Annotated in this window: 14 protein-coding genes; 11 read left to right on the top strand and 3 right to left on the bottom strand. The window is 72.9% G+C overall.

Annotated features, from left to right (window positions below):
* Positions 1-68: 68 nt before the first annotated feature.
* From OIE74_RS11750 to OIE74_RS11735, 4 genes are read left to right on the top strand one after another with little or no spacing between them, the layout of a single operon-like run.
* Positions 69-1,031 carry a zinc-binding dehydrogenase gene (locus OIE74_RS11750; RefSeq protein ID WP_329381671.1) on the top strand — a complete coding sequence of 321 codons (963 nt, stop codon included), beginning with the start codon at positions 69-71 and terminating at the stop codon, positions 1,029-1,031.
* Between the two features lie 10 nt (positions 1,032-1,041).
* Positions 1,042-1,377 (top strand): hypothetical protein, encoded by a 336-nt coding sequence (locus OIE74_RS11745; protein ID WP_329381668.1) that lies wholly within the window; start codon positions 1,042-1,044, stop codon positions 1,375-1,377.
* A 50-nt stretch (positions 1,378-1,427) separates the two neighbouring features.
* Positions 1,428-1,637, top strand: coding sequence for a helix-turn-helix domain-containing protein (locus tag OIE74_RS11740; protein WP_069630502.1), 210 nt, complete (start codon positions 1,428-1,430; stop codon positions 1,635-1,637).
* A complete protein-coding gene (locus tag OIE74_RS11735) occupies positions 1,637-2,188 on the top strand; it encodes a Clp protease N-terminal domain-containing protein (RefSeq protein ID WP_329381665.1) in 552 nt (183 codons plus the stop codon). The genes OIE74_RS11740 and OIE74_RS11735 overlap by 1 nt, the downstream gene beginning before the upstream one ends.
* 316 nt (positions 2,189-2,504) lie before the next feature.
* On the opposite strand, the gene OIE74_RS11730 is transcribed toward OIE74_RS11735, so the two are convergent.
* From OIE74_RS11730 to OIE74_RS11720, 3 genes are all read right to left on the bottom strand, one after another.
* On the bottom strand, positions 2,505-3,452 hold the full coding sequence (locus OIE74_RS11730) for a PadR family transcriptional regulator (protein ID WP_329381662.1): 948 nt from the start codon (positions 3,450-3,452) through the stop codon (positions 2,505-2,507).
* Position 3,453: 1 nt separating this feature from the next.
* Complete coding sequence (locus OIE74_RS11725) at positions 3,454-4,359, bottom strand: DUF4097 family beta strand repeat-containing protein (RefSeq protein WP_329381658.1); 906 nt, start codon at positions 4,357-4,359, stop codon at positions 3,454-3,456.
* 112 nt (positions 4,360-4,471) lie between these two features.
* On the bottom strand, positions 4,472-4,651 hold the full coding sequence (locus OIE74_RS11720) for a DUF6104 family protein (protein WP_329381655.1): 180 nt from the start codon (positions 4,649-4,651) through the stop codon (positions 4,472-4,474).
* Between the two features lie 76 nt (positions 4,652-4,727).
* On the opposite strand from OIE74_RS11720, the gene OIE74_RS11715 reads away from it, so the two are divergent.
* From OIE74_RS11715 to fxsT, 7 genes are all read left to right on the top strand, one after another.
* Entirely contained in the window at positions 4,728-5,222 is a 495-nt protein-coding gene (locus tag OIE74_RS11715) for a CU044_2847 family protein (RefSeq protein WP_329381652.1), read from the top strand.
* A 154-nt stretch (positions 5,223-5,376) separates the two neighbouring features.
* Positions 5,377-7,407, top strand: coding sequence for a VMAP-C domain-containing protein (locus OIE74_RS11710; protein ID WP_329381650.1), 2,031 nt, complete (start codon positions 5,377-5,379; stop codon positions 7,405-7,407).
* A gap of 111 nt (positions 7,408-7,518) precedes the next feature.
* Complete coding sequence (locus tag OIE74_RS11705) at positions 7,519-8,580, top strand: AAA family ATPase (protein WP_329381648.1); 1,062 nt, start codon at positions 7,519-7,521, stop codon at positions 8,578-8,580.
* Positions 8,581-8,584: 4 nt separating this feature from the next.
* Positions 8,585-11,650 carry an SAV_2336 N-terminal domain-related protein gene (locus OIE74_RS11700; RefSeq protein WP_329381646.1) on the top strand — a complete coding sequence of 1,022 codons (3,066 nt, stop codon included), beginning with the start codon at positions 8,585-8,587 and terminating at the stop codon, positions 11,648-11,650.
* Between the two features lie 361 nt (positions 11,651-12,011).
* A complete protein-coding gene (locus OIE74_RS11695) occupies positions 12,012-12,203 on the top strand; it encodes a hypothetical protein (protein WP_329381644.1) in 192 nt (63 codons plus the stop codon).
* Positions 12,204-12,255: 52 nt separating this feature from the next.
* Positions 12,256-13,548, top strand: a complete 1,293-nt coding sequence (locus OIE74_RS11690) for an aKG-HExxH-type peptide beta-hydroxylase (protein ID WP_329381641.1) — start codon at positions 12,256-12,258, stop codon at positions 13,546-13,548.
* A gap of 56 nt (positions 13,549-13,604) precedes the next feature.
* A complete protein-coding gene (gene fxsT / locus OIE74_RS11685) occupies positions 13,605-16,625 on the top strand; it encodes an FxSxx-COOH system tetratricopeptide repeat protein (RefSeq protein ID WP_329381638.1) in 3,021 nt (1,006 codons plus the stop codon).
* Positions 16,626-16,640 lie beyond the last annotated feature (15 nt).

Below are 16,640 nucleotides of genomic sequence, written 5' to 3'. Positions count from 1 at the left end.
GGAGGCGGGACCCGCCTCACACGCGTGTGTGGTTCCGCGCGTACCGCCTCCGCTCTAGGGTCAAGGTCATGTTCGCCGCCTACGCAGCCCGCATCGACAGGGACCAGCCCATCAACGGCCTTGAGTTGGGCGACCGCCCGGCTCCGGAGCCGCGCCCCGGCTGGTCCACCGTGACCGTGAAAGCCACGTCGCTCAACCATCACGACCTCTGGACCCTGCGCGGGGTCGGTATCACGGAGGACCGGTTGCCCATGATCCTCGGCTGTGACGCCGCCGGGATCGACGAGGAGGGCAACGAGGTCGTCATCCACTCCGTCATCGGACAGACCGGCCACGGCGTCGGCCCCCGCGAGCCCCGCTCGATCCTCACCGAGCGCCACCAGGGCACCTTCGCCGAACAGGTCTCCGTCCCCACCTGGAATCTGCTGCCCAAGCCCGCAGGGCTGAGCTTCGAAGAGGCCGCCTGTCTGCCGACCGCCTGGCTGACCGCGTACCGGATGCTGTTCACCAACGCCGGCGTACGGCCCGGGGACTCCGTCCTCGTACAGGGCGCGGGCGGCGGTGTCGCGACCGCCGCGATCGTCCTCGGGAAGGCCGCCGGGATGCGGGTGTACGCCACCAGCCGCGACGAGGCGAAGCGCAAGCGCGCCGTCGAACTGGGCGCCACCGAGGCGTTCGAGCCCGGCGCGCGGCTGCCGCAGCGTGTGGACGCCGTCCTGGAGACGGTGGGCGCCGCGACCTGGTCGCACTCGGTCAAGTCCCTGCGGCCCGGCGGCACGCTGGTGATCTCCGGCGCCACCAGCGGCGACCGCCCCTCGCACGCCGAACTGACCCGGATCTTCTTCCTGGAGCTCAGGATCGTCGGCTCGACGATGGGCACGAAGGACGAACTGGAGGACCTGCTGTCCTTCTGTACGACGACGGGCATCCGCCCGGTGATCGACGCCGTCCTGCCGCTCGACCGGGCGCGCGAGGGCTTCGAGCGGATGAGCGCGGGCGATCTGTTCGGCAAGATCGTGCTGACCCGCTGAGGAGGGTGCTGTGAACGAGCTGCTGCCCTTACTGGTGGTCGTCGGCTGTCTGGCGCTGGTCATGGGCTTCTTCGGCCGGCTCGCGCTGCGCGTGCGACGCCGGGGCAGCGCGGGCGTAGCGATCACCGCGGCCATGGCCTCGTACGACGAGGCGTTCCGGGTGACCGCGCACGACGCGCACTACGAGATCCAGGCGGCGGCCGAGCGGCAGCTCCCGCTGCCCTCGCCCGACGATCCGGACCGCCGCCGCGCCACCGGCTTTGGCCCGTCCGGGCGTTCGCACTCCCGGCGTCCTGCCCGCCGCCGCTCCGTACTGCGGCGCTGGGCGAGGCGCCTGCGCGGTTGAGTTGTCAATTTTGGTTGACGGGATGCGCTTGTCAACGTAGATTGACAGTCATGACCGATGCAACGGATCTCGCCGAACGGGCGGGCGACCGCGATCCCCGCGTCGGGCTGCGAGCGGTCGCCGCGCTGCGGCGGCTGCTCGAACAGCTCGAAGCCGTCCAGGTGCGCAGCGCACGTAACCAGGGCTGGTCGTGGCAGGAGATCGCGGCCCAGCTCGGTGTCAGCAGGCAGGCGGTACACAAGAAGTACGGGAGGCAGTGATGTTCGAACGGTTCACGAAGGGCGCGCGCGCCGTGGTGACAGGCGCCGTCGCCCAGGCCGAACGCACGGCGTCGCCCCAGGTCACCGACGAGCACATGCTCCTCGCGCTGCTCGAATCCGAGGGGACGCGATCGGCGTTCGCCTTCGCCTCGCTCGGCATCCTGGACCGGCGCGACTCGGTCGGGGCGGGGCTGGCGGACGCGCGCCGGCGGGGCGGGATGTCGTCGGCCGATACGGCGGCGCTCGCCGAGATCGGGATCGACGTCGGCCAGATCGTCTCGAAGGTCGAGGAGGCGCACGGCGCGGGCGCGATGGGGGCGCGGGGGACGGTGAAGCGGGGCTGGACGTCCCACCGGAAGTTCGCGCCCACCGCGAAGAAGACGCTGGAGCAGTCGCTGCGGGTCGCACTGGGGCGCGGCGACAAGGAGATCACCGACGGCCACATCCTGCTGGCCCTGACGGCACGGCCGGGAGTGGTGTCGGACGTGCTGGCGGACCACGGGGGGACGTACGTGGCGATGGAACGGGCGCTGTTCGGGGAGCGCGCGTAGCGGTTTGCCGTCCGGCGGTTCGCGGGGTTGTTGGGTTGCGGTTCGTTGCCGGGGGCGGGGTTCGGGGCCTCCGGAGGGATATGTCCGGACGGCGTGATTTACGGCGCGTGCCCCGTTCGTTGGACCCGGTGACCCGGCTTGTTCACGCGCCACAAATCACGCCGTCCGGGCATGACCCCGGAGCGGCACCCGGACACCGACCGCAACCCACCCAGCGCCGTGAGCCGGCGGATTTGAAGCCCGTCCGGCGATTGGGGACGGACCGGTCAGCACGGGGAGCCGGGTGAGACCCACCCGGCCGGCCCACCGAACCCCCCTACGCCGGAGGCCTCCGCAGCAGTGCTCCGATGTGGGCCGCCGCCGTCGACAAGTGGCGGCGGGCCTCCGTCAGTTGGGCCTCCGTCACCCCGTGGTCGCGCGCCGCGTCGCGGACGTCGTCGCGGAAGCGGTCCAGCAGGCGGTCCAGGTCGCGGGCCGGGTCACCCGTCGCGGGCGTGTCCTCGGCCCACATGGAGTCGGTGTCCGGTTTGACGTACGGGGGCCACGCGGAGCCCTTCGCCAAACCCCCGAGCTGCGTGGACAGTTCGGACAGGCCCTCCCGTACCCCCGTCGGCCAGTCGCCGCGCGAGAAGTGGCCCTGGACCTGGTCCTGGACCTGCTTGGCGATGCGCAGCATCTCCTGGCGGGCCGTCTCCTGGGCCTCCTTGGCCTGGCGGCGGGCCTGTTGGGCGTCCTCGCGGGCCCGGCGCGACTCGTCCTTCGCGCGGCGGGCCTGTTCCTTCCACTCCTGCTTCGCGCGCCGCAGCTCCTCCTTCGCCGCGCGCCACGACTCGCCGTCCCCGGGCGCGTTCTCCCGGTCGGCGCCAGGGGACGGCGTGCCCGCCGCGGACGCCGCCGCGCGCATCTCGTTGCGCAGCTGGCCCGCCGCGCCCCGTACGTCGTCGCGGATTTCCGCGGCGAGTTCGGAGACGGACTCCCGGATCTCCAGCTCCAGGTCGGCGAGTTCACCGCTGCGGCCCGCCAACTCCTCGCGGCCCGCGTCCGTGATCGAGTAGACCTTGCGGCCGCCCTCGGTGGCGTGCGTGACCAGGCCCTCGGCCTCCAGTTTGGACAGCCGCGGATAGACCGTGCCGGCGGACGGCGCGTAGAGACCCTGGAAGCGCTCCTCCAGCAGCCGGATCACCTCGTACCCGTGCCGCGGCGCCTCGTCGAGCAGCTTGAGCAGATAGAGGCGGAGGCGGCCGTGGGCGAAGACCGGGGGCATGTCAGAGCTCCTTCTTGTCGGCCGGCGTCGCGTCGTCGGCGACGGCGTCCAGGGGTGCCGCGTCGTACGGTTCCTCCGCCGGCGGCCTCCGCAGGAGGGCGATCGAGCCGGACACCGTCACCGCCCTGAGCTGCCCCGTACCCGACCCGAGCGTGCCGGTGATCTTCTTCGAGCCCCAGTGTCCGCCGACGCGCAGATCGTCGAACGCGTTGGAGACCGAACCGCTCGTCGTGTTCGCCTCGACCGTCGCGTCCGCCGGGTGCGGCAGCCTGATGGCGACCTCGCCCGAGACCGTGTTGACCTTGATGTCGGTGGGTTTGCCGGCGGACTCCAGGTCGATGGCCATGTCGCCGCTGACGGTATCGGCCCGTACGGAGGATCCCCCGCAGTCCACGACGGTCAGATCACCGGAGACCGAGTTGAAGCGGAGGTCGCCGGTGACGGCCTGGGCCTCGACGTTCCCGGTGACGGTTTCCGCGCGGACCCGGCCGGCCAGGCGGACGAGGGTGGTGTCGCCGTGCACGCCGCGTACGTCCGTACGCCCCTTGATCCCGGAGATCACCGCGCCCGCCCCGACGACGCCGACCTCGACGCTCGCCGTCGAGGGGACCGTGAGGGAGACGACGGCGCGGCGCCGGCGGCCCTTGGGGTCGAGCCAGCTGAGGAGGTTCTGCCAGGGCAGGTCCTGGTAGGCGATGGTGAGCGTGCTGCCCGTGCGGGTCACGATCAGGGGCGGGCCCTGGATCTCGGAGATCTCCAGCCGCGCGCCGCCCTGGTCGGCCAGTGCGGTCTCGTCGATGCCGACGACATTGACGGTGCCGTTCGCGATGCGCACGCTGAGCGCCGTCACGGGGTCGTCGAACGTCAGCTTCTTCGGCTCGCTGACTTCCCACGTCGACTCTGCCATGGTGCTGACTCCCCTGGGCCGGCCACGACGCAACATATCGCGTCTCTTACTCGACACGATATATCGCGGATGGGGGAAGTCAAGACCTATCGCGATGCCCGTCGGTGGCGGTTCAGTCGTCCTCGTCGTCGTCCAGACGCGCCAGCCAGGTCGCCAGGCGTTCCACCGGAACCTCGAAGTCCGGGTTGAGGTCGACGAACGTACGGAGCTGCTCGGCCAGCCACTCGAAGGTCACTTCCTCCTCGCCGCGCCGCTTTGACAGTTCCTCGATCCCGCGATCGGTGAAGTACATGCGGACAGCGTAACTACCTGGTGGGGAGGGGAGGTATCCCACACATCGGTGTGGAGCGAGCGGGGGAGGGGTGGCGGTGGACCGCGACATACGGGGCGGCCATGAGGTGCGGGAGGTGGTCCTGCCCGGCGGGGAGGTCATCCTCGCCAGGGTCAGCGTGCTGCGGGAGGACAGTTCGGGGTTCGACGACGTCGGAGCCGTCGACCGGCTGCGCGCGGGCGTGACCCGCGTCAACGACGTGATCGCGGCGGTCGGCGCGACCGTGATGGACGCGGCGCGGGCGGCGGGACCGAGCGAGGTCAGTGCCACGTTCGGCATCGAGCTGGCGATGAAGCCGGGCGCGGCGGTGGCGGCCGTCCTGGCGGACGGGGAGGCCAAGGCGTCCATCTCCGTCACCCTCACCTGGCAGCCGGGGCGCGAACCGGTGGCCGTACCCCCCGGCATCCCGCCGGCGTCGGCCGCCCCGCCGGTGCCCCCGCCTCCCGGCGTCCCCCCGGCGCCCCCCGCCCCGCCCCGGCCGCAGGGCTCGCCGGGAGAGGAACCACTCCCCACTTCGGGATCATCCGGTTAGCCTCGTCCCACTTGCCTCAACTTCGGGGGAACGGGGTGCGGATGAAAGACGCTCAGGTCTGCGGATCGCTCGGTACGGGGAAACGCGCTGTTCCAGAACATGCCGTTCCCTCGCGCGCCCTCCCAACGCCCTTGTACCCCCTGTGTGTTGACGCATGAGCTCCCTCGAAGACCCCGTGAGCCGGGGAGTCGTCCGCATCGGCCCCGCCGCCGACGGGTATGACAGGGACAGTGCCGGATTCTGGGGCAGCGGCTTCTTCGTCGCCCCCGAATGGGTCGTGACCTGCGCGCATGTCGTGGACAAGAGGGTGGGTGCGATGGAGCGGGAGCCAGGGGGCCCAGTCACGGTCACCACCTACGAGGACGAGCGCTTCGAGGGCGAGATCGCCCATGTCCTCGCCGGGCACGACCTCGCGCTCGTGCGGGTGCCCGGCGCGGACTTCGCCGACTGCCTCTGGCTCAGCGACCGTTCGGCGGCGACACCCGCCGAGGTCGAGCTGTACGGCTGGGCGGACACGGCGGGGGCGCACGGCAGCGAGGAGTTCCTCTCCGCGACGGCGATGGCCACCGGAGGCCGCCGCAGGAATCCGATGTGGCTGCAGAACGGCCTGGTGCTGCACGGCTGTTCGGGCGGCCCCGTCATCGACACCCGGTACGGATCGGTCATAGGCGTCATCAAGGGCAAGAAGCAGGGCGACGTCACGATCGGCCGCGCCGAGTCCGTCACCGCGCTGCGCACGCTCTGCGACCAGGGCGCCGAATCCCTCTGGGCCGAGGTCATAGGCGCCCACGACCGGCACCATCTGCGGCGCTTCGAGGGCTCGGGCGAGAGCTGGCCCCGGCTGCACACCCGCCTCGCGGTGGCGCAGGGCCAGCCGCACAGCTTCACCCCGCAGGCCCGCACCCAGCTGTACGGGCTCTTCGCCGACGTCGAACCGCCGTCGGGCCCCGGCGAGGTGCTGCACCTGGTCAACGGCGCGAGCCGGCGGCTGCTGCGCAGTCCGCAGCGCATCGAGTCCAACGACCCGCGCAGCTGGCGCGAGGGCTCCGGCCTGCTCTACGACCCCCGCGAGCACACCGAAGGCGCCCTCGCGGGACGGGATCTCGAACAGGAAGCCGTCGTCCTGTACGCGGCGATGGTGTACGGCACGCTGCGCGCGCCCCGCGACACCCCGGCCGCCAAGAAGCTCCGCCACTGGGTGGAGAGCGCCGCCAACGCCCTGGAGACCGACGTGATCCGCGAGGAGAGCCTGGCGCTCCTCGCCGGCGGCGACAGCGCCGACGACGGCGCGGGCACCGTCCCCGGCGACGCGGCCCACGACGACGTACTCGTCGTCATCGAGCCCGAGGTCTACGGCACCCACCCCTGGCGCGTGCAGCTGCTGGACCCCGACGGCGGCACGACCACCGTCCGGTACGACGAGGAGGGCGTGCCGCGCACCGGGCTTGAGGCCGCCGTACGCCAGGGGCTGAGCGAGGCGCTGGCCCGCGCCGACGCCGGGCAGTACGTGGCGGCCGTCGACTTCCTGCTGCCCCGCGCGCTCTTCGACGAGCCCGTCGACGAATGGCGCTCCCGGCTGCCGGGCGCCGACGAACCGCCCAGCGTGCACACGCTCCCGATCGGACTGCGCCGAGTCGTCGCCCTGCGCGACCAGTTGCGCCGCCGCGACGGCGTGACCCCGGAGTGGAACCGCGGCAGACGCGCCACCGCCCGGGGGCCGCTGGAGGCCGTACCGCTCTGTCTGGACGTACCGGACTGGGGGCACACGGCCGGTGCGCCGGAGGGCGAGGAGGCGGCGTACGCGCGGCTGTCGGTGAGCACGGCGGGCGTCGCGGGCGTATCCCTTCCCGTGTACTGCGCGAGTACGGCCACCGGGCGCGGCTCCCGCGTCCTCACCCGCGCCTTCCACGCCGGCCATGTCGCCGTGCTGTGCCGCCGTGCCGCCGAGGACGGGCACGACGACTGCGCCGAGTTCTACCGCAGGGCCGCCCAGCTGGTGCGCGAGGCACCCACCGGCAGCGCGCTGCGCGAACGCGTACGGGTGCTGCGCAACCTCAGCGCCGACCCCGGACAGACCGGCCGGGCCGATCACGATGCAGCCTGGGCACGGCACATCGTCCTCATCTACGATCCACCCCACAGGCCGGCGCTTCCCGACGAACCTCTGCACGCCCCGCCCCTATGACAGGCAGCTGCCCCAAGTGACCTGCCGTGGAGGGGGTATGAGCGACCAAGCGGGGTACGGACGTCCAGGATGCCGGGCGCACGCCGGGCTGACATCGATGAGGAGCCCACAGTGAGCGACTGGCGCATCTACCGAGGAGCGGGACTGCCGCACGACGGTGCGCGGCAATTACCCGATCCGCCTCCCTGGCGCGAGTTCACCGCACGGAGCGCCCACGGCGCCGACGGGCCCGATCCCGCGGACGGCGCCGGCGGTACGGGGGACGGGGCGGACACCGAAGAGGTGGACAACGCCCGCAGGCTGGGCGTCAAACGCCGCCTCGTGGAGTCGTTCCACCCGCGCCCCGAAGAGGTCGAGGCCGTCAACGCCGCGCTCCAGCTGCGCCGTCCACTCCTCGTCACCGGAACTCCCGGCACCGGCAAGTCGACGCTCGCGCACGCGGTCGCCCACGAACTGCGGCTCGGCCGCGTGCTGCGCTGGCCCATCGTCAGCCGCACCACCCTCCAGGACGGCCTCTACCACTACGACGCCATCGGCCGCCTCCAGGACGTGCAGTTGGACCGCGCGGTGTCCGGCGACGCGGTGACACAGCCGCCCATCGGCTCGTACATCAGGCTCGGCCCGCTCGGTACGGCGCTGCTGCCCGCGCCCGACGGACTGCCCCGGGTGCTGCTGATCGACGAGTTCGACAAGAGCGACATCGACCTGCCGAACGACCTCCTGAACGTCCTGGAGGAAGGCGAGTTCACGATCCGTGAGCTGGAACGGCGCGCCGAGCGGGAGCCCACGACCGACGTCCTCACCGACGACGGGACACCGGTGGCCGTGGTGGGCGGCCGGGTACGGTGCACGGCGTTCCCCTTCATCATCCTCACCTCCAACGGTGAACGGGACTTCCCCGCCGCCCTGTTGCGCCGCTGCATCCAGCTCGACCTCAAACCGCCCGGCGAGAAACAGCTCGCCGCGATGGTCGCGGCCCATCTGGGCGAGGAGGCCCTGGAGGAGGGGGCCGAGCTGATAGAGCGGTTCCTCCAGCGCGAGCCCGGCGAGGTCGTCGCCACCGACCAGCTGCTGAACGCGCTCTATGTGACCCAGCGGGCCGCCGCCGCCGAACAGGTCACCCGCAACAGGCTCGCCGAGATGCTGCTCCGCCCTCTGGACCGTCCGAGGTGATGGCGTGACCATCCCCGACCCGCCTCCCGGCGCCACGCCACGCCCGCCCCCCGACGGCACGCCCGACGCGCCGGCCGGCGGGCCGTCGGCGACCGCGCCGCCCGCCGGACACGACGGGCCCGCCGCAGGCCCGTCCGCCGGGGCGGCCGGGCTGGCGGAGCTCGTCGGCAGACTGCGCGCGGCGGGCCGCGACGTATCGGCCAGAGAGCTGGCCGAGGCCGTCTGGCTGGCGCGTCTGACCGCTCCGGAGGCGCGGACAGGGGATCGTCCGGAGCATCATGAACCACCGACCACCCGGCACTCCGGGCCCGACTCGGCCGTGCGGCCGCCCGCCGAAGACCCCGGGCCCCGGCCCGAGCCCCCGCCCCGCAGCTCCGAGCACACCGCGCCCCTCTCGCTCTACGCCCCGTCCGGCGCCGACGCCGTCCCGACCCGCTCGTTCCCGATACGGGCCCCCGCCACCGGCGCCCTCTCCGGTCTGCTCGGCCTCCAGCGCGCGCTGCGACCGCTGCGCGGCTACCGCCCGCCCGTCCCCCCGGTCCTCGGTGAGGAACTGGACGAGGAGGCGACCGCCGAACGCAGCGCCGCCGACGGCTTCCTGCGCCCCGTACGCCGCCCGGCCGCGCACCGGGAGGCCGAGATCCAGCTCCTGATGGACGCCTCCCCGACCGCTTCCGTGTGGCAACTGACCCTGGAACGGCTCCGGCAGGCCTGCGAACGGCTCGGCGCGTTCCGTGACGTCCAGGTGCACTATCTGCACCAGGGTCCTGACGGCTCCGCGATGGCCGGCACCGGACCCGACCCGAACCACACCCGGCTGCGCCCCGCCGACCAGCACCGTGACATCACCGGGCGCCGGCTCACCCTGGTCATCAGCGACTGCGTGGGACCGCTGTGGCAGTCCGGCGGTGCCCAACGGCTGCTGTACCGCTGGGCCGAGGCCTCCCAGATCGCGGTCGTCCAGCCACTGCCGCCGCGCCTGTGGGACCGTACGGCGCTGCCCGCCGATCCCGGGATGCTCGTGCACGAGCCGGGCGTGGGGCGCGGCATGCGGTTCGTCGCCGACGAGAGACACGGTCGCGAGGCGCCGCCCGCCGGCGCACGCCCCGTGCCCGTCCTGCTGCCGACCGACCGGGTACTCGGCGGCTGGGCCCAGCTGCTCGGCGGCACCGGCACCCGTACGATGCGCGGCGCGGCCGGCTGGGTGCTGCCGCAGCACCCGGCGCAGCCCGCGTCGGGACCGTACGGCGGCGCGCGTACCCCGCAGGCACGGCTGCGCGACTTCCGCTCCGGCGCGTCGCCCGGCGCGCTCGAACTGGCCGTGCATCTCGCGGCCGTACCGCTCTACTTGCCGGTCATGCAGCTCGTACAGGAAGCCCTGCTCCCGGACACCGGCCCCATGCAGCTGGCCGAGGTGCTCCTCGGCGGGCTGCTGGAGCGGCTGCCCGACACCGCGGGCGTGCCGGGACCGCGCTACGACTTCGCGCCCGGCGTACGCGAACTGCTGCTGGAGATGCTCGACCGGGGCGCCGCCGAGCTGGTCCTCAAATATCTGTCGGAGTACGTCGCCCGGCGCTTCGGCAAGGGCATGCGCAACTTCCCCGCGCTGGCCGTCGCCCGTCTCCAGGGGCTGGAGGCCGGCGAGGCGAGCGTGCCGGAGGACCCCGACGGCGGGCCGCAGGCCGACGAGGAGCTGTTTGCGCAGGTCCCCGCGCGGGTGGTGCGCTGGTACAAGCCCGTACGGCCGGTGCCCGGCAGGCTGGACGAGGTGGAGCGGCTGCTCGGGCTGTGGCGCGACCGCCGCGACCGGCAGATGCTCTTCGACGCGCAGGCGCTCGCCGAGGCGGCGCTGGCCGCCGACGGCGACGAACGCGCACGCCATTTGCTCGGGCGGGTGCTGTTCGCCCGCGCCAACTCGGCGGAGGCGCGCCGTGATCCCGAGGAGGCGCACGGGCTGCTGGTACGGGCCGAGCGGCTGCTCGTAGGAGAGGAGCCGGCGACGGCGGTCGCCCGCGCGGACGTCCGGCACGAACTGTGGCGCCAGGACGGTGACACCCGGTGGCTGCGCGCGGCCGTGGACGGGCTGGCCGAGGTCCCCGACGGGGGAGACCTCGCCACGGAGACGGCCCGCCGGCTGCGGATGGGCCGGGCCCTGCTCGACCTCGCGAGGAACGAGACCGATCGGGACGAGCCCGCCACCGCGTCGGTACGTGAACTGCGTTCCGCGCTCGTGCTGTTGGCCGAGCTGGCGGCACCGCCTCCTCGCCGCGCCGGCGCACTCCTCGACCTCGTCTCGGCTCTGCGGCTCACGCGGGAGCAGGACACGGCGGAGCTGCTCGCCCTGACGGACGCGGCCGAGTCGGCGGCCGAGGACAACGCACCGCTGCTGCTGCGCGCCCGGCGCGAGCGGGCGCGGATCCACCGCGAGGCGCGCGACTGGGAGGCGGCGGCGACCGCATACCGGCAGGCCGAGCGCGCCGCGCCGCGCGACAGCGACGTCCGGTGCGAACTCCTCGCCGAATGGGGCGAGATGCTGCTCACCGAGGCCCGGCGCCCCGACCGCGCCGAGGGCATCCTGCGCGAGGCCCTGACGAACGTCTCCTCCGCGGCCCCGCTCCGCTGGCACCTGCATCTGCTGCTCGGTACGGCCCTGCTGGAGCGCTACCGCGGCGACAGCGCGGGCAGCGGCTTCCTGCCCGACGTCTACGAGGGCTGCCATCTGCTGGAGCTCGCGGCCCGCCGCGCGGCCGACTCCCCGGCCAGGGCCCGCTCCTGGCTGATGCTGGCGGGCGCGCGGCTGGACCTGCCGGACCCGCAGTCGCACTTCGCCTCCGCGGAGTCCGCCTACGGCCGGGCGCTGCGCGAGACCACCGAATCGCCCTCGCTGACGGCGGCCCGCGCCCTGCACGGCCGCGGTGAGTTGTACGAGCGGATGGCACGCCCCTTCGCGGCACGGGCCGACTACCGCACGGCGGAGGGCCACTGGCGCCGGCTGATGGAGCAGGGCACCCCGGTCCCGGAGGACGAGGTACGGGCGACCCGCGAGCGGGTGCAGGCACTGGGCGAGTGAGGCACCAGGGCTGAGGCACCGCGGGCCGCGGACCGGGAGACCGGGCACGCGCGTGAACCAACCTGTCCGAGGACCCTGTGCCTGCGCGACCGTGCTGTGCCTCTACGCGCCCGGCATGCGCTCCCCGTCATGTGTCCATGAAGTTACGTGCTCCGGCCGGAACACCAACTCCCTGTGTGGCGAACGGGTTTCCGAATCATGGGCCTCGGGAAGTAGAACCCTCGCGGCAGCGCCTCCCACGGCATGCCGTGAACGCAGCGCCGTCCGCCCCGCAGAGCGGTGCTCACCGGTGTCTGGTGTGTGCGATCGCAAGGCGGGACTTTCACCACACGCCCTCGGGGGCATCGGGGAGGAGCAGAGCGTGCTGGAGCAACGTGTGCCCGGATCCGCGGCGGAGACGGGTGGGTTTCCGGGGAGCCCGGTGCTCCCCGATCTCACCGGTGTCGACCTGCGGACCCTCCAGGGGCTGGACGACGAGGCGCTGACGGCGGCCGTCGAGGACGTGCTCCGCTGCCCCGGCTCGTTCAAAGACTCGTGGAACGACGCGGAGTGAACAGGCCGCCGCGGCGCCGGGATCCGGCCACTCTCGCCGCGGAGCGGAGGTAATGGCCGCGGCTTCCGGGGCCTTCCATGTCCCGCCCGCCACCCTGGCTCGGCTCGCCGCCACCCGCCAGCGGCCCCACGACATGGACCTGCTGCACGCCGCACTGCACAGCCGCCGGCTGGTCCTGTTCAAGGCTCTCCTCGCCCGCGTCGGACGGGAAGACTTACCCGCGCCCGCCCGTGCCGCGTTCGACCGGGACTGGCGCCTGCTGGAGCGGGCCGAGTCGCCCGCACCGGCCGCCGCCCGCAGGCTCCTCGACTACCCCGCCGTCGGCGGCTGGATCGTGGACGCCCTCAACGCACCCGGAGCGGACGGCCTCACCGCCGCCCTGCACCCTCTCGGCGGCATCGCCGTCGGTACGGCCCTGCGCACCGGGGCCCAGCTCCGCACGGTGCTCCCCACGACGGGCGGACGGCTCGTCCTGCCCGGCATCGGCGTCCAGGACACCCGGGCGTCCCACGTACGGATCCGCACCGGCCCGCACGGCACGCTGCTCACCCCGGTGGGACACCCCGCCCGGTCCGCGCTGCTGCGGCCCGACGGCCGGGGAGCGGGGGCGGGCTGGACCCCTCTGGCCGTGCTGCCCGGCAGCGCCGCCCGGCTCGACGGCACCGGCACCGGACACACCGCCGCCCAGGACGACCCGCCCGCCCCGGACTCGGAGCCGCCTCCTGACCGCGCCGCCTGGCTCACCCGCTGGCGCGCCGCCGTCGACCTCCTCCAGGCAGCCGACCCCTGGCGCGCCACCGAAGTCACCGGGCTCGTACGGTCCGTGGTCCCGATGGACCCGGCCGGCGAAGGCGCCTCAAGCCGCACGCTCAGGGCCGCCCCCTGGGCCGTGCACACCGCGCTGCCCGACACCGCCCGGCGGTTCGCGGAGGTGCTCGTGCACGAGCTCGCCCACAGCAAGCTGGCCGTTCTCGCCGACCTCGTCGCGCTGCACCACGCCGACGGCTCCGCCGTCCACCACGTCGCCTGGCGCGAGGACCCGCGCCCCTTCGACGGTGTGCTCCAGGGGACGTACGCGCATCTCGCCCTCGCCGACCTCTGGTCGCGCGTCGCCGAGCGCCCCGGCGCCGGGCCGGCCGCCCGCCGCGCGGCCCGCGCCCGCCGGGAGGAGTACCGCGCCCAGGTCGCCGACGCGCTGCCCATCCTGCTGACCGGCCATCAACTCACCGAGCACGGCGAGCGGTTCACCGTATCGATGAGGGACCACCTGACCTCGCTGGGCGGGGGGCCCAATAGCCCGTACGCACTGTCCGATTCCCTGTCCGCGGACGGTGACGTTCGGTAACCTTTCAGACGCGCCGTCAGGGAATGGCGCAGCTCGATGAATGAGGAGACGCGCGCATGGTCGCTCAGCGGCACCTGACGGAGGACGGCGGCCCCGATCAGGAGTCACAGCATTTCGTGGTCGCCTTCCCGGGCCATCACCGGCCCTGGGCCACCTGGATCGCACGCCGGCTCGAAGCACACGGCCACCGCGTCACCTCGCACCGCTGGGACCCCGATCGCGACGAGTCCCTGGAGGACGCGCTCGGTGACCTGCTGCTGGCCAGAGGGCGGGTCCTGCTGGTGCTCAGCGACTGGTTCTTCCAGCTGGGCCCCCGGCGTGAGGGCGAGTGGAACACGGTGCTGCGCGGCTTCGTGGCCGCCAACGCCGACCGGTTCGCCGCCGTCAATCTGACCAACCGCGCGCTGCTGCCCGCGACCGCCGTGCTCGAACCGGTCGACCTGTGGGGCATCGCCGAACAGGAAGCCGAACGGCGCCTGCTGACGCGGCTCTCCCTCGAACCCACACCCCGCGCCGACACGGTGGCCTCTCCCTCCCGCTATCCCAGCGACGCGCCGGCCGTCTGGGGCGAGGTGCCGCGCCGTAACTCCCGCTTCACCGGCCGGGACGACCTGCTCAACCGCATCCAGGAATCTCTCACGGACGTCGAGTCCGGCGCGGCGGTCTGCGCGCTGGTCGGTATGTCGGGCATCGGCAAGACCCAGCTCGCCGCCGAGTACGCGCACCGCTTCAGCCCCGACTACGACGTCGTGTGGTGGGTCAACTCCGACCAGCGCGGCACCCAGCGCGACCGGTTCGGCGAGCTGGCACCGGCTCTGGGCCTGCGCGGCGGTTCCGAGCCCGGTGAGCGGATCCGCGCGGTGCGTGACGCGCTGCGCCGGGGTGATCCGCACAGCCGCTGGCTGGTGATCTTCGACGGCTGGGAGGACGTGGAGGAGGCGACCGCGATGCTGCCACGCGGCGGCACCGGCCATGTGCTGATCACCTCGCGCAACCACGGCTGGCGCACCGTCGGCGAAGTCGTCGAGGTGCCCGTCTTCCGGCGCGCCGAATCGACCGGCTATCTGATGCGCAGGGCCCCGCACATCACGGCGGAGGAGGCCGACAAGGTCGCCGTCGAGTTCGCGGACCTGCCGCTCCAGATGGCCCACGCGGCGGCGCTGCTCGGTGAGTGGCAGATGCCCGTGGCGGAGTATCTGGACAAGGTCCACAGCGGTGAGATCAACCCTCTGGACACCACGACGGAGCTGGGCGACTACCCCAGCTCCTCGCTCACCTCCTGGTCGATGTTCTTCAACCGGGTCCGCGACTCCGAGCCGCGCGCCCTCGAACTCCTCAAGCTGTGCGCCTGCTTCGCCCCCGGGCGCATCCCCATCGGCCTGGTCCGCGGCGTGGCCCCGGCCGACCTTCCCGAACAGCTGCGCTGGATCGCCGACAACACCCCGGACTGGCCGCGCGCCCTGGACACCCTCGCCAACTACTCGGTCATCACGAAGGATTCACGCAGCCCGTCCGTCGCCGAGGGACGCGAGTCCGGGCCCCGCCAGGAGTCCGTCCATATGCACCGCGTCGTGCACGGCATCGTCAGGCAGCTCACCGCGAGCGACGACCGCGAGATCCACCGCGATGTGGTCCGCCAGGTCCTCGTCGGCAGCAACCCCGGCGAACCGTCCGACAGCAGGCAGTGGCCCCGGTACGCCGAGATCCTGCCGCAGCTCGAATTCTCGGGCGTGCTGGAGAGCACCGACCCGCGCGCGGTCCAGCTCGTTCTGAACAGCCTGCGCTACTGCTACAACAGCGGTGAGTACACCGTCGGCATGGACCTCGTCGGGGTGGTCCGGGCGAAGTGGGACGAGCTGTTCGCGCCCGACGCCCCCGAGATGCTGGAGCTCAGCGCGCGGACCACGGTGATCCTCCGGGCCAGCGGCCGGTTCGCCGAGGCGTTCGACAGGGACGTGGCGGCCCTGGCGCTGCTGGAGGCCCAGCCGGAGCCGGACCCGATCAGGCTGATGACGGCCAACGCCGGGCTCAGCTCCGACCTCCGGTTCCTCGGCCGCTATCCGGAGGCGTACGAGCTCCAGCGGGACCTCGTCGAGGTCGGCCGGGAACTGCTGGGCGCCGAGGAGTGGACGACACTCCTCGCCCAGCACAGCCTGGGGGTGTCCCTGCGGCTCCTCGGCCAGTACGAGAAGGCGTACGAGGTCGACCTCGACACGCTGCGCAAACGCGAGGCCGTCCTGCGCGCCCGGCACTCCAACACCCTGCACTCGGTCAACGCCTGCGCCCGCGACCTGCGGCTCCTCGGCCGCTACCACGACGCCCTGGCCCGCCAGGAGCTCGGCGTACGGACCCATATCCAGGTCCTCGGCGAGCATCACCCGCAGACCCTGTGGGCGCAGCACAACCTCGTCCTGTGCAGGCGCAGGGCGGGCACGAAGGGTGAGGACTTCGGTCCCGTGATGGCCGACCTCCTCGCCCGCCACGAGCGCGTGTACGGCAAGAGCCACCACAACAACCTGATGCTGGTCACGGACTACGGCAACTACCTGCGCGTGCACGGCGATCTGGGGCACGCCAAGGATCTGCTCGCGGAGGCCGAGGACACGTACCGCTCCCTGGTCGGCCAGGCCCACCCCGTACCGAGCGGCATGCAGTCCAACGTCGGGCTCCTCATGCAGGCCGAGGGGAACAGGGACGGCGCGCTCGTCCTCTTCGAGCAGGCGCTCACGGGTCTGCGCACCCTGCTCGGCGACGACCACCCCTGGACCCTGGGCTGCGCGCTCAACGCGTCCGGCGGGCGGAATCTGACGGGACGTCTGGAGGAGGCCGCCGAGCTGAGCAGGGACACGCTGCGGCGCGCCCGTGCGGTGATGGGCGACGACCATCCGATGACGCTCTCCAGCCAGACGGCGCTCGCGGCCGACCTGCGCGCGCTCCAGCAGCGCGAGGAGGCGGACAAGGTGGAGGAGGACGCGCTCCAGAAGCTGACGCGCACCATGGGCGCGCAGCACCAGCACACCCTCTCCGCGCGCCAACGGGTGCGGCCCTACTGGGACTTCGAGCCGTATCTGGGCTGAGCAAAAGGCAGCGAC

The organism is Streptomyces sp. NBC_01716, assembly GCF_036248275.1.
Taxonomy (GTDB): domain Bacteria; phylum Actinomycetota; class Actinomycetes; order Streptomycetales; family Streptomycetaceae; genus Streptomyces.
This window is presented reverse-complemented; position numbering and strand designations above follow the sequence as displayed.

Excerpts from the sequence above, each read along its gene's own strand:
- OIE74_RS11750 (WP_329381671.1), top strand. The coding sequence starts at position 69 with ATGTTCGCCGCCTACGCAGCCCGCATCGACAGGGACCAGCCCATCAAC.
- OIE74_RS11740 (WP_069630502.1), top strand. The coding sequence starts at position 1,428 with ATGACCGATGCAACGGATCTCGCCGAACGGGCGGGCGACCGCGATCCC.
- OIE74_RS11735 (WP_329381665.1), top strand. The coding sequence starts at position 1,637 with ATGTTCGAACGGTTCACGAAGGGCGCGCGCGCCGTGGTGACAGGCGCC.
- OIE74_RS11730 (WP_329381662.1), bottom strand. The coding sequence starts at position 3,452 with ATGCCCCCGGTCTTCGCCCACGGCCGCCTCCGCCTCTATCTGCTCAAG.
- OIE74_RS11725 (WP_329381658.1), bottom strand. The coding sequence starts at position 4,359 with ATGGCAGAGTCGACGTGGGAAGTCAGCGAGCCGAAGAAGCTGACGTTC.
- OIE74_RS11720 (WP_329381655.1), bottom strand. The coding sequence starts at position 4,651 with ATGTACTTCACCGATCGCGGGATCGAGGAACTGTCAAAGCGGCGCGGC.
- OIE74_RS11710 (WP_329381650.1), top strand. The coding sequence starts at position 5,377 with ATGAGCTCCCTCGAAGACCCCGTGAGCCGGGGAGTCGTCCGCATCGGC.
- OIE74_RS11690 (WP_329381641.1), top strand. The coding sequence starts at position 12,256 with ATGGCCGCGGCTTCCGGGGCCTTCCATGTCCCGCCCGCCACCCTGGCT.
- fxsT (WP_329381638.1), top strand. The coding sequence starts at position 13,605 with ATGGTCGCTCAGCGGCACCTGACGGAGGACGGCGGCCCCGATCAGGAG.